The organism is Hymenobacter coccineus (assembly GCF_001816125.1).
GTDB lineage: Bacteria > Bacteroidota > Bacteroidia > Cytophagales > Hymenobacteraceae > Hymenobacter > Hymenobacter coccineus.
In genome coordinates, this window is sequence record NZ_MDZA01000448.1 from 63356 (window position 1) to 76268 (window position 12913).

The following is a 12913-nucleotide window of genomic DNA, read 5'->3' on the forward strand; positions in this document are numbered from 1 at the left end:
GTTTTAAACCAACAGCTTGTTCAGCAGAAGCGCCGCGCCGGGGCCCTAGTAGTCCAGCAGCGCCTGGTAAGCGGCGGGGGTGTCCACGTCGAAGGCGGCGTCGGGCAGGGGCACCAGGGCCAGCGCGGGGCCGTAGCGGGCCAGCAGGGGCTTGGCGCCCTGCTCGGGGCGGATGCGGTGCAAATCGGCTAACGCGCTAGCGGTGAACACGGCCGGGATGCCGAACGCCTCGGCATAAGCGGCGGCCACGGCGGGGGCCCCAGTGGCTTGCTGGTGCTGGGCCAAGGCGGCCAGCTGCGCGGCGGTTACCAGCGGCTGGTCGGAGCTTAGGACGAGTACGGCGGTGGCCGCGGGGCCCAGTGCGGCCAAGCCCGCCCGGATGGAAGCGCCCATGCCAGCGGCCCAATCGGGGTTGTGCACGGCCTGGCAGGGCAGGTCGGCCACGGCGCGGCGCAGCTCCGCGTCCAGGGCCCCCGTCACGACGACCACCGGGGCGTAGCCGGCGGCCAGGGCCGTGCGGACGGCCCGGTGCAACAGTGTTTCGTCTTGGTAAACAAGTAATTGCTTGGGCTGGCCCAGGCGGCTGGAATTGCCGGCCGCCAAAACCAGGGCGGCGGTCGGCGGAGCAAGTAGGGGCGGCATATCCTGGGGGATTAATACAAAAAAGGCCGGTGGCTGGGTGATTGCGCATTGCCAAGCAACGCGTAACCACCCAGCCACCGGCCCGAAATTAGCCGTCGCCGGTTAGGCGTTCAGCTTGGGGTAATCGGTGTAGCCTTTGGGGCCCGGGGCGTAGAAGGTGTCTTTATCGCCTTTGGCCAGGGGCGCGTTCTGGGCGAAGCGCTCCACCAAATCGGGGTTGGAGATGTAGAGCGTGCCGTAGGCCACCAGGTCGGCGTCGCCGTCGGCCACAACTTTGTTGCCCTTTTCCTGGTCGAAGCCCCCGTTGATGATGAGCGTGCCCTGGTACAGGGGGCGGTAGTGCTTGGCGATGTGTGGCTCAGCAAACGGAATCTTGCTCACGTCGGTAAATGGCTCGCTCAAGTGCAGGTAGGCAAGGCCGTAGTCGTTGAGGCGCTTGATGATGAGGTCGAACGTGGGGATGGTGTCCGCATCCATCGTGATGCCGAACAGGCCATCGAGCGAAGGGTTGAGGCGCACGCCCACCTTGCCCATGTCCACGCCGGCGGCCTTGATGGCGTCGAGCACTTCGAAGAAAAACCGGGCGCGGTTTTCGTTTGAGCCGCCGTACTCGTCGGTGCGGTGGTTGCTGGTGCCGTTGAAAAACTGGTGGAACAGGTAGCCGTTAGACGAGTGAATCTCCATGCCGTCGAAACCGGCTTCGATGGCATTTTTGGCGGCCTGCGCAAAGTCGGCCACCGTTTGTTTGATCTGCACCGTGGTCATGGCCCGGGGCTCCACCGTTGCCTGGAAGCCGGTGGGCGTGTACACCTTGTCGTGGGGGTTGATGGCGGAAGGGGCCAGGGGCAGGGCCCCATCGAGCAGGTCGGGGTGCGATACGCGGCCTACGTGCCACAATTGCACGAACATTTTGCCGCCTAACTTATGCTGGGCGCTGGTAATTTTCTGCCAGCCTGCTACTTGCTCGGAGGTGTAGATGCCGGGCACGTTGATGTAGCCCGAGGCTTCGCGGTTCACGTAGGTGCCCTCTGTGATGATGAGGCCCGCCGAGGCGCGCTGGTCATAATAGGTCACCATCAGGTCGTTGGGCAAGGTGCCGGGGTTGTCGGCGCGGCTGCGCGTCATGGGTGCCATAACGACGCGGTTTTTCAAATTCAGCTTATCGGATTGGTAAGGGGTCAGAAGCGGTTGCTCAGCCATTGTCGGTTTGATGCGGGGATGAATAGTAAAGGGAAAAGCTTCCGGTTGGAAGCGCCTTATAAGTGGCCGTGGACCCAGATTGTTCGGGCCCCAGGGCTAATAGTAAGGCATTTATGTGGTAAGAGGCTGTATTGTAATCTGTTTGGTTACAAACTGCTTTGGCACCCAGCGCCAGCCCGGATGCGGTGCACGAACGGCGCGGTGCGCACGGCGCCGCCGGGCGCCAATGCCGGTGGGGCCCGGGCAAAAGGCTGGCCCGCCGCCGGCTCCTGCTTACATGAGACAGCGCGCCACGCGGCCTGGCCTGCTGCGCAGTTTTGCCCAGCTCCACGGGCGTTAGCGGGTGTTAAGCCACTGCGGCGCCCGCGCCGACGGCCGCCGGGATGTGCACCGTACCGGCCCGCTCGCGCAGGGGCCGGCCCTGCCGGCCGCTGCGCTGCGCCTGGATTTCGGCCACGATGGCCAGCGCAATTTCCTCCGGGGTTTCGCTGCCCAGGTCGAGGCCGATGGGGCTGTGCAGGCGCTCACGCAGCAGTTGCGCCCGCTCGGCTTCGCTCAGGTCCAGCTCGTCCATCAGCCGGGCGGCTTTCAGGCGGGGCCCCAGCAGGCCGATGTAGGGCGCGGGCGAGGGGAGGAGCGTTTGCAGCGCGGCTAGGTCGTAGGCGTAGTTGTGGCTGAGCAGCACGTGGTACGCGCCGGGGTCGGGCGTCTGGGTTTCCAGCGCGGCTACGGGCACCAACTGCACGGCGGCGGCCTCGGGGAAGCGGGCGGCGGTGGCCAGGTTGGGGCGGCCGTCCACCACGGTGATGTGCCAGCCCAGCGAGCCGGCCAAGTGCACCAGCGGCTGGGCGTCGTTGCCGGCCCCGTACACCACCAGGCGCAGCGGCGGCTCCAGCACTTCCAGCAGGGCCCGCACGGGGCCCCCGTCGGTTTCCACGTCCAGCACCTGCGACTGGGCCCTGGGCCAGCGTGGCGCGGGCTGCTTCGGCCAGCGGGGCGGCCAGCAGCGGCGTGCCGCGCAGGGCCCCGGCGGCCGAAAGCAGCACCCGCTGCCCCACGGCGGCTTTTAGGCCGGTAGCATCGGTTTCGAACACGGTGGCCAGCACGGCCGGCGCGGGGTGCTGGGCAAAGCCGCGCAGCAGCTCCAGCGGGTTGTGGTCGTCGGCAAAGTTCAGCGGCTCCAGCAGGATGCGGACCACGCCCTGGCAGCCGGGGCCCAGACCGTGGCGCGGGTCGTCCTCGTCGCGGGTGTCGTAAGTCACCAAGGCCGGCTCGCCCCGGAAGATGGCCCGCCGCGCCCGCTGCCGGGCGTCGCCCTCCAAGCAGCCGCCGCTGATGGCGCCGGTCAGCTCGCCGTCTTCCGTCACGAGCATGCGGGCCCCCGGGCGGCGGTAGGCCGAGCCCAGCACTTCCACCACCGTGGCCAGGGCGCAGGGGCGGTGGGCGGCGCGGTGCTGGTCGTAGGCCAGGAATAGGCGTTGTAATTCGGTCATTGCAGAAAAAGATGCGTGGTGGCAGTACGCCCGGCGGCGGGGCGGGGTTGCTGATAACCGCCTTCCCAGAAGCACGGTTCTAAGTAGGCGCTTGGCACCCAACCAACGGCGCGTACTTTGCCCTTATGAACGCTACCATCCCCGTTTATCAATTAAATACCTTCACCGAACCAGCGGAAGAACCGGCGGCCTTCTTCTTCCTGGGGCCCCATTCCGCGCCAACCCAGCTCCCCATCGACCTGCCGTACCGCAGCGATTATTACAAAATTGGCCTTTGCCTGCGCGGCAGTGCCCGCCTGAACGTCAATTTGGAAACCTACGACGTGGGGCCCAATTCCTTGATGCTGCTCTCGCCCTACGTCATCAAGCAGTGGCCGTTCATGTCGGCCGACTTGGACGCGCTGAGCATCTTTTTTACCAAGCAATTTATTGCGGCCCACGGCGGCTTGAACCTCGACACCTTCGCCTTTTTTGAGCGGGATGCCCGGCACGTTTTTGAATTACCTCCAGCACAAGCCGCGGGCATCGCCAACCTGCTGCGGGCCATTGAGCAGAAGTACGAGGCGCCCCACGCATACCGGGAAGAAATCCTGCGCAGCCTCCTCCACATTCTGCTGCACGAAGTCGCGCCCATCTACAGCGCGCAGCACGTGTTGCCACCCACCCAGACGCGGAGCCAATTGATTGCCGCCGACTTTAAGAAGCTGGTCAACAGCCACTACGCCACCGAGCGCGGCCTGGCTTTCTACGCCGATAAGCTCTGCATCACCCCCAAGCACCTGGCCGAAACCGTGAAAGAAACCACGGGCAAACGCGCCGCGGAGTGGCTGGCCGAAGCCGTGCTGCTGGAAGCCAGCGTGCTACTTCAAAACCCAGCCCTCACCATCGGCCAAGTTGCGGACACGCTCCATTTTGCTGACCAGTCCACGTTTGGGCGGTTCTTTCGGAAAAGTACCGGGGCCTCGCCGGCGGCCTACCGGCAGCGCTGGGCGTAGGGCTTGCCGCACTTTGGCCCAACCTTTCCGTCCTTTTGCCCTTTCGGCGCGCTGCTGGCGGGCGGAGCTTTGTGCTATGAAAATTATCGTAACCGGTTCCCTCGGGAACATCAGCAAGCCCCTGGCCACCAAGCTGGTGCAGCAGGGTCATTCCGTCACGGTCGTCAGCAGCAAGCCCGACAAGCAACCCGAAATCGAAGCCTTGGGCGCTGCCGCCGCCATCGGCTCGGTAGAGGACGCGGATTTCCTGGCCAAGACCTTCACCGGCGCTGACGCCGTGTACCTAATGGTACCGCCCAAATTCGCCGTCGCCGATTCGCGGGCGTACCACCAGCGCATCGGCCGTAATTATGCCCAGGCCATTCAGCGGGCGGGCGTGCGGCGGGTGGTGCAGCTCAGCAGCTGGGGCGCCCACCTAGCGGCGGGCACGGGCGGCATCCTCGGCTCGCACGACGTGGAAGGCATCCTGGCCGAAGTGCCCGCCATCGCCCTGACGCGTTTGCGCCCCACTTCTTTCTACACCAACATGTTCAGCTTTGCTGGCATGATAAAAGCGGCAGGTATCATCGGCGTTAACTACCCCGGTAGCACCCGCGTGGCCTTCGTGCACCAGTCGGATATTGCCCACGCGGCCGCGGAAGAGCTGACGACGCCAACTCCCGCCGGCCTGACGGTGCGCTACATCGCCAGCGACGAGCGCACGGCCGACGAAGTGGCCCAGGCCCTCGGCGCCGCTATCGGCCAGCCCGATTTGCGTTGGGTGCCCCTCACCGACGAGCAGATGCAGCACAACCTGGTAAGCCACGGCCTACCCGCCGACCGGGCCGCCGAAATTGCGGACATCTACACCAGCATCCGGACCGGGGCCCTGGGCGAAGACTACGAGCAACACAAGCCCACCCTGGGCAAGGTGAAGCTGGAGGATTTTGCTAAGGAGTTCGCGGCAGCTTTTTGACGCGGCGGACAGCTTGATGCTAAATAAAAAACGCCCTACAGCATCATGCTGCGGGGCGTTTTTGCTGGCTAAATGCTGTTATTACAGCAGCTTGTCAATCGTCAAAGGCAGGTCGCGCACGCGCTTGCCGGTGGCGTGGTACACAGCATTGGCAATGGCGGCGGCCACGCCGAGCATGCCAATTTCGCCGACGCCTTTTACGCCGAGGGGGTTCACGTGGTCGTCTTCCTCTTCCACAAAAATCACGTCGATTTTGTGGATGTCGGCGTTGACGGGCACGTGGTACTCGGCATAGTTGTGGTTCATGTACCGGCCGAGGTTGTTGTCGAGGTAAGCCTCCTCCATCAAAGCCATGCTAATGCCCCACACCGTACCGCCAAGCACTTGGCTGCGGGCCGTTTTGGGGTTGAGGATGCGGCCGGCGGCCACGGCGTTCACCACGCGGGTTACGTGGATGGTGCCCAGGTCTTCGTCCACTTTCACCTCCACAAACGCCGCGTTGTGCGAGTGCATGGAGTACTTCAGCATGTTGATCGGGTTGGGCTGCGCGCTCGACTCCGCTTCCACGGCTGCTTCGCCGCTGGTGGCTAACACCTCCGTAATGGCCACCGACTTGGTGATGTCCTCGTTGGCGCGCATGTGGCCGTCTGCAAACTGCACGTCCTCAAAGGCAACGCCGTCGAGGGGCGAGTTGTCCATCTTCTGGGCCAATTTGAGCAGCTTTTTGCCCACTTCCTGGCACGTGGCCTGCACCGCCGAGCCCACCGATGCGGCCGTCCAGGAGCCGCCCTGCAGGGGGGCCTCGGGTAGGTTGGTGTCGCCCAGCACGAAGGTCACCTGGTCCAGGGGGAGGCCCAGGGTTTGGGCGGCTATCTGGGTCATAATCACGTAGGTGCCGGCGCCCTGGTCGTTGGTGGCGCTGTGCACGGTCAGCTTGCCATCGGCCGAGAGGCTGGCCTTGGCGGCGGCTTTCTGCATCGACGCATCCCAGCAGCCGGTGCCCATGCCCCAGCCCACCAGCATGTTGCCTTCGCGCATCGAGCGGGGCTCGGGGTTGCGCTGTTCCCAGCCAAAGCGCTTGGCGCCCTCGTGGTAACAGTCAATCAGGCGCTTGCTGCTGAAGGGTTTGTTCTCGGTGGGGTCCGAGTACGTGTAGTTGAGCAGGCGGAATTCCAGCGGGTCGACGCCGGCCTTGTATGACAGCTCGTCGACGGCGCACTCGATGGCAAATGAGCCGGTGGCCGCGCCGGGGGCCCGCATGTCGGCGGGGGTGTCCACGTCAATCTTGGCCAGCTCGTACCCAAACTTGGAGTTGTCGCACTTGTACAAGATGCCCGACCAGTTCACGACGGTTTCGGTTTCGTCCTCAAACTGCGACGTCTCGGCAAAGGCCGTGTGCTGTAGGGATTGCAGGTAGCCCTGCTCGTCGGAGGCCAGCTTGATGTCCTGAATGGTGTGCGGCCGGTGCCCCATGCTGAACATCTGCTGGCGCGTCATCGACACGCGCACCGAGTGCTCCAGCTCCAACGCCGCCATGACGGCCATGAACACCTGGTGCTGCGGACGCAGGCCCGCGCCAAAGGCGCCGCCCGTGAACTTGGACACAACCCGCGCTTCTTCCTTGCTCAGGCTGAAGATCTTGCGCAGGTACTGCTGCACGTTGGGGGCCCCCTGCGTCTTGTCGTAGATGTTCATCTTCTTGCCATCGCCTAGCCATTCGACGGTGGTGGCAAACATCTCCATCGGGTTGTGGTGCTGCGCGTGGTGCGTGTACTCGCCCGTTACCTGGTGCGGCGCGGCTTTGAAGGCCCCTTCGGCATCGCCCTTGGGCTTGGGCGGGGGCAAGAAACCGGTTTTGCCCTTGGGGGCGTCAAATCCTTTGCCAGCGGCGCGGGCCTTTTCGAGGTCGGTATTGAAGTTTTCGTCTACCTCGTAGTCAATGCGCAGGATGGACGCGGCGTAACGGGCCAGTTCGAAGGTTTCGGCCACCACCAGCGCCACCGGCTGCTGGCTGAACATGATTTCGGGTTCGTGCAGCGGGCGGAACGGCGAGCCGCCGGGGGCCACGTCGTCCTTGTAGCTGCGGTCGAACCAGGCAAAAGAAGGCACGTTTTCGTGCGTGAACACCTGCTTTACGCCGGGCAAAGCCAGCACGGCATCAACGTCAATTTTTAGGATTTTGCCCTTGGCGATGGGGCTGTCCACGATGTAGCCGTACCACAGGTTGGGCACGTTGTACTCGGCCGCGTACTTAGCCGCGCCCGATACTTTGGCCGCGCCCTCGGGGCGGCTGATGGGCTTGCCGATAACGTCGGAATCCAAGCGCACGGTGGGCGGGGTGGCGATAGTCTGGCTCATATGGATTACGGATTAGTATTCAGAAAGGCGTTGGAATCGAGGGCTTGGTCCATCTCGGTGGCCTGCTTGAGGGCGCGCACGATGGCGCGCTTCCCCAACTCGATTTTGAAGGAATTGGGTCCGTAGCCGATGGCCGACTCGAACACCTTGGCTGCCACCTGGCGGAACAGGTCGGGCGACGCCGTTTGGCCTTCCAGCATCTTCTCGGCCGCTTGGTCGCGCCAGGGCTTGTGGGCCACGCCGCCTAGGGCAAAGCGGGCCGTTTTGATGGTGTTGCCGTCCATTTCCAACCCCACCGCCACGCTCACCAGCGCGAAGGCGTAGCTGGCGCGGTCGCGCAGCTTGAGGTACGTGAAATTTTTGGCGTAGCCCTGCGCCGGCAGGTCGATGGCCGTGATGAGTTCGCCGGGCGCCAAGGTGTTGTCCAGCTCGGGCTGGTCGCCCGGCAGGCGGTGGAAGTCCTCAAACTTGATGGTACGCTCGCCGTTGGGGCCCTGCACCCGCACCACGGCTTCGAGGGCGGCCAGGGCCACGCACATGTCCGAGGGCTGGGTGGCAATGCAGCTCTCGCTGGTGCCCAGCACCCCGCACACGCGGTTCATGCCGTTGATGGCCGAGCAGCCCGTGCCGGGCTCGCGCTTGTTGCACGGCGTGGCCAGGTCGTAGAAGTAGTAGCAGCGGGTGCGCTGGAGCAGGTTGCCGCCGTTGGTGGCCATGTTGCGCAGCTGCGGCGTGGCCCCGGCCAAAATGGTCTGGCTCAGCAACGGGTAGCGCACTTCTACCTCGGGGTTCCAGGCCGTGTCGGCGTTGGTGGCCAGGGCCCCCAGGCGCAGGCCGCCACCGGGCAGGTCCTCGATCTGGCCGAGGGCGCTCAGGTGGTTGAGGCTGGTGAGGTGGGTGGGGCGGCTCACGTTCTCCTTCATCAGGTCGATGAGGTTGGTGCCGCCGCCCAGGTAGGCTGCGCCGGTGTGCCCGGCAAAGTCGCTAACGGCTTCGTCAACGGCCGCCGCTTGGGTAAGGGTGAAGCTGTTCATGGTTTTAATGTGGTAGATGTGGTAGGAATGTGCCGAATGTGAAAATGCGCGGTTTACCAGGGGCCCTAACTACTGCTTTAGCGCAGCAGCTAATGGTCTGCTAAAACCCATTTTCAAACTTTCACATCTTCCACATTAATTAACAGAGCTTGACTGGGTGGGCTGCATCGGGATGGTGACCAGCGTGCCGTTATCTACCACCACTTGGCCGTCGTGCAGCACTTCCATCACCGCCGACAGGATGTTGGTGTAGGCGCCGCAGCGGCAGAGGTTGCCGCTCATCAGCTCGCGCACCTCGTCTTCGGTCTTGGCCCGGCCTTCGTTGATGAGGCCCTGGGCCGAGCAAATCTGGCCCGGCGTGCAGTAGCCGCACTGGAAGGCGTCGTGGTCGATAAAGGCCTGCTGCAAGGGCGACAGGTCGTCCTCGCCGCCGAGGCCTTCGATGGTGGTGATTTGCTTGCCCTGGTACACGGTGGCCAGCGCCAGGCAGGAATTGATGCGCTTGCCGTCCATGAGCACCGTGCAGGCGCCGCACTGGCCGTGGTCGCAGCCTTTCTTGGTGCCGGTCAGGTCCAGGTATTCGCGTAGGGCGTCGAGCAGGCTGGTCCACGGGGCAATCTGGATGGTGTGGTCCTCGCCGTTGATGTGCAGCGTCACGGGCTGGGTGGGAGCAATGGCCGGCGGGGTGTGGTCCAGCGGCTCCTGGATGAAGTGAAGGCTCATAAAAGCATTGGGAATTGAGTAGTCAATAACCGGCCTACGCGGCCATTGCAGCGCGGTTAGGGCCCTGGCAATATTTAGACTAATTCCTAATTGCGAAAAACCCAACGGGCAGCCGTGGGGGCTCACTTACCAGCAATTACTTACCCAGCTAGCAGCGGCTGCGTTGCCCGGTGAGCGGTTAGGGCCCCGGGCCAGAATCTTGGTAGTATTCCGGGAGTCATAACGCCCGCTAAAGTGCCGTGCTGGCTTGCTGGGGGCCCTGCGGGCAGGGGATGGGGCAGCAGTCGTGGCAAGTGAAAATGGTATCTAAGAATTATATATTTTATATATAAAATAATATCTTATATTTAGGCCTCATTTCTGCACCCTCTTTTTCCCTCATCCAACCCACCCCACGCATGGCAAAGCCCCGAGACCCCGAAGCCGACGACGCGCCGGAAGCCGAAGAAGAACCTGCCCCCCAAGCCCCTCCGTCCGCCGCCGAAGAAGCTGCGGACGGAGGGGCCCCGCAAGCCGCGGTGGGCCACAACCCGCCCGTTTAAAACTCGCCCGCAACCCCAACCCTCAATCCCCACCCTCCAACCATGGCCGACCATTCAGCTCCCGATTATTCGCCTGCTTCGCACGCAGTTGAAGCGCGAAAACCTACGCACGTTCCAGAGGAAAAATGGATTGGCACAGTGCAATTAATTACCAAAACGCTAGGCGCTCCCGAATTGTTAAAATCTGGAAAGCCTGTGCAAACAGTAGAAGAAGCCAACGAGGCAAGGTGGGGAAATGACGAATCTGGCGTGGATTTGATACGAGGTATGCTTCTCGCCCCAACTGGGAGCAGTATTTTTCTTCAAGTTGATTCATTGCGAAAGTTTAACAGCATAGTTAAAGATTTTAAGCAGCTTGGATTGAAGGTGAAGGACCCGGTTACCACGCTAGTTGTGTACCGGGCTGCACATTTCGGTTTGTTGGAAAAAGAGTTCCTTACGTTTGGCAGCTTCTACCTGAACGAGGATAAAGGAAACTTAGTCAACTCTGATGTATTAGGGGTGGCAGAAGTGGGTCATAATCCTCCTCCCAGACGCAACCAAGGCAAGAAGTAATGTTCGCTTTGCACCCTTGGGGCCACGTTGGCGATGCCTCTTGCTACAATTTGGTCGAAAGCGTTCGTTCGCATGAATTCCCGTACAGTCCCGCTGTTTGTTATGGTGTGCTGCGCCTCGGGGGCCCTGCCCACAGTGGGTCAAACGCCACGGGCCGACAGTTTGCGTCAGCTTCTGGGGGCTCAGCCTCGCGCTGATACTACCCGAGTGCGTCGGCTGCAAGCCCTGGCGGGGGAGTTGCGCATTGTGGATGGGCTGCAGGCTGTGCAACTGAGCCAAAAGGCCCTGCGCCTGGCCCTGCGCCTAGCCGATGCTACGGGTGAGGGGAGGGCTTTGCTTATGCTAAGTGCGCTGTGTCGTCGACAGACTGACTACGTAAGGGCCCGAAACTACGCGCAATGGGCACAGCAGCTTTTCACGCGCCGCGCCGACCGCCAGGGAATGGCGAACGCCTTGTTGCAGCTCAGCCTGATTAGCAAGCTACAGGGCAGCCCGGCGCTGGCCGTGGCCTCGGCTCTTAAAGCCCTGGCCCTAACTGAGCAGACGGGCGATGTGAAAACCCGCATGCAGCTGCAAGCCATCATCGGTGGTATTTATTGCGATACGGGCAACTACCCCGACGCATTGCCTATGCTGCAAGCCGCCCTGAAAAGCAGCCGGCGCGCCGGCGATTGGCAAGTCGCTTCGCAGGCGTTCAACGGCTTGGGCACCACGTACCAGCTGCTGAAGGACTGGCCGCGGGCGCTGTACTACCACCAGCAAGCATTGCAGCTAAGCCGCCAGCTGGGCGATGCCGTTAGTGAAGCATCGGACGAAACCAACTTGGCCGAGGTGTACAACCTGCAAGGCAACCTCGCTGCCGCGCTGGCCCACGGGCGGCGGGCACTGGCTTTGGTGCGGGCCACGCACGACCAGTACAACCTGCCCTCGGTGGAGCTGATGCTAGCCCGGGGCTTCGTGCTGGCGCACCAGCCCGACAGCGCCGTGGTGCTGGCCCGGCACGCGCTGGCGCTCAGCCAGCAGTCGCGCAGCAACGAGAACATCCGCAACGCGGGCGACATCCTGGCGCAGGCCTACGCGCAGCGGCGCGACTACGCGCAGGCCTACCGCTACCGGAACTTGCAGATGGCCTACAACGACACGCTCTCGGGCGAGGACACCCAGCGCCGGACTAGCGCCCTGCGCTACGGCTACGAGCTGGACAAAAAGCAGGCTCAGATCGTGCTGCTGAAGAAAGACCAGGAAATTGCCGGCCAAAAGGCCTACCGGCAGCGCCAGCAGATGCTTGCCGCGCTGGTCGGGCTGGGGGGCGTGGTGCTGGTGGTGGCGCTGCTGCTGCGCAATATCTTCCTCAAGCAGCGCGCCAACCGCCGCCTGGGCGAGAAGAACGTGGAAATTGCTGCCCACCGCGACGACCTCGACCGCACCCTCACCGAGCTGCAAACTACCCAGAACCAACTGGTGCAGCGCGAAAAAATGGCCTCCCTCGGCGAGCTCACGGCCGGCGTGGCCCACGAGATGCAGAACCCGCTCAACTTCGTCACCAACTTCGCCGACCTGAGCGTGGAGCTGGTGGCCGAGCTGGAAGCCGAGCTGGCCCACGAGTCGCTCTCGGCCAGCGGCGGGCCGGCCATTGGGGCCCTGGTGCAGGCCCTGGCCCAGAACCAGGCCAAAATCTACCGGCACGGCCACCGCGCCGACCGCATCGTGAAGAACATGCTGGAGCACGCGCGCACCCGCAGCGGCGAGCGCCAGCCCACCGACCTCAACGCCCTGGCCGACGAGTACCTGCGCCTGGCTTACCACGGCTGGCGGGCCAAAAATAAGGATTTCAACGCGGAGCTGAAAACCGACTTCGACCCGCGCCTGGGGCCCGTGCCCGTGGTGCCCCAGGACCTGAGCCGGGTGCTGCTCAACCTGCTCACCAACGCCTTTTACGCCGTGGCCGAGAAGGCCAAAACCGCCGGCCCGGCCTACCGCCCCGAGGTGGCGGTGGCCACGCGGCGCACCGGCGGCACGGTGCGCATCCGGGTGCGCGACAACGGCAACGGCATTCCGGTGGCGGTGCGCGACAAGATTTTCCAGCCCTTTTTCACTACCAAGCCCACCGGCGAGGGCACCGGCCTGGGCCTGTCGCTGAGCTACGACATCGTGACGAAGGGCCACGGCGGCACGCTGGCCGTGGACAGCCAGGAGGGCGAATTCACCGAGTTCACCATTAGCCTCCCGGACGAAGGATAGGGTCTGCTGCACTGTCTTGGATAAATAAAAATATTTATTCATATATTACTCCTTGTCAAGCGTTCTGCGCCGGGCTTAACGCCGTTTCTCATGCTGCCCGAATCACCGCTTTCGCTGCGTTTCCACCCCCGGCCCGCCGCGGAGCCGGCCGCGCCCGCGCCGGAGGGCCCCCGCG

At 63.5% G+C, this 12913-nt stretch carries 11 protein-coding genes and 1 pseudogene; 5 read left to right on the top strand and 7 right to left on the bottom strand.

What is annotated here, in order from left to right; genetic code table 11:
- Positions 1-45: 45 nt before the first annotated feature.
- The 4 genes and pseudogenes from BEN49_RS23960 to BEN49_RS29960 form a co-directional block, all read right to left on the bottom strand.
- Positions 46-642: a nucleotidyltransferase family protein gene (locus BEN49_RS23960; RefSeq protein ID WP_070747333.1), complete on the bottom strand. Its 597-nt coding sequence runs from the start codon at positions 640-642 to the stop codon at positions 46-48.
- Positions 643-744: 102 nt separating this feature from the next.
- A complete protein-coding gene (locus BEN49_RS23965) occupies positions 745-1842 on the bottom strand; it encodes an alkene reductase (protein ID WP_070747335.1) in 1098 nt (365 codons plus the stop codon).
- Positions 1843-2188: 346 nt separating this feature from the next.
- On the bottom strand, positions 2189-2788 hold the full coding sequence (locus BEN49_RS23970) for an XdhC family protein (RefSeq protein WP_070747337.1): 600 nt from the start codon (positions 2786-2788) through the stop codon (positions 2189-2191).
- 316 nt (positions 2789-3104) lie between these two features.
- A pseudogene (locus BEN49_RS29960) lies at positions 3105-3335 on the bottom strand (XdhC family protein); the annotation flags it as partial.
- A 125-nt stretch (positions 3336-3460) separates the two neighbouring features.
- On the opposite strand from BEN49_RS29960, the gene BEN49_RS23980 reads away from it, so the two are divergent.
- Entirely contained in the window at positions 3461-4330 is an 870-nt protein-coding gene (locus tag BEN49_RS23980) for a helix-turn-helix domain-containing protein (RefSeq protein WP_070747341.1), read from the top strand.
- A 76-nt stretch (positions 4331-4406) separates the two neighbouring features.
- Entirely contained in the window at positions 4407-5285 is an 879-nt protein-coding gene (locus BEN49_RS23985) for an NAD(P)H-binding protein (protein WP_070747343.1), read from the top strand.
- Between the two features lie 81 nt (positions 5286-5366).
- On the opposite strand, the gene BEN49_RS23990 is transcribed toward BEN49_RS23985, so the two are convergent.
- The 3 genes from BEN49_RS23990 to BEN49_RS24000 form a co-directional block, all read right to left on the bottom strand.
- The gene (locus tag BEN49_RS23990; RefSeq protein WP_070747344.1) at positions 5367-7643 is read right to left on the bottom strand and encodes a xanthine dehydrogenase family protein molybdopterin-binding subunit; all 2277 of its coding nucleotides are present in this window, start codon (positions 7641-7643) and stop codon (positions 5367-5369) included.
- Between the two features lie 5 nt (positions 7644-7648).
- The gene (locus BEN49_RS23995) at positions 7649-8677 is read right to left on the bottom strand and encodes an FAD binding domain-containing protein (RefSeq protein ID WP_070747346.1); all 1029 of its coding nucleotides are present in this window, start codon (positions 8675-8677) and stop codon (positions 7649-7651) included.
- Between the two features lie 135 nt (positions 8678-8812).
- Positions 8813-9400 (bottom strand): (2Fe-2S)-binding protein, encoded by a 588-nt coding sequence (locus tag BEN49_RS24000; RefSeq protein WP_083326434.1) that lies wholly within the window; start codon positions 9398-9400, stop codon positions 8813-8815.
- Between the two features lie 398 nt (positions 9401-9798).
- On the opposite strand from BEN49_RS24000, the gene BEN49_RS28535 reads away from it, so the two are divergent.
- From BEN49_RS28535 to BEN49_RS24010, 3 genes are all read left to right on the top strand, one after another.
- Complete coding sequence (locus BEN49_RS28535; RefSeq protein ID WP_158023069.1) at positions 9799-9942, top strand: hypothetical protein; 144 nt, start codon at positions 9799-9801, stop codon at positions 9940-9942.
- Positions 9943-9984: 42 nt separating this feature from the next.
- Entirely contained in the window at positions 9985-10497 is a 513-nt protein-coding gene (locus BEN49_RS27355) for a hypothetical protein (protein ID WP_125917195.1), read from the top strand.
- A gap of 441 nt (positions 10498-10938) precedes the next feature.
- On the top strand, positions 10939-12738 hold the full coding sequence (locus BEN49_RS24010; RefSeq protein WP_070747350.1) for a tetratricopeptide repeat-containing sensor histidine kinase: 1800 nt from the start codon (positions 10939-10941) through the stop codon (positions 12736-12738).
- Positions 12739-12913 lie beyond the last annotated feature (175 nt).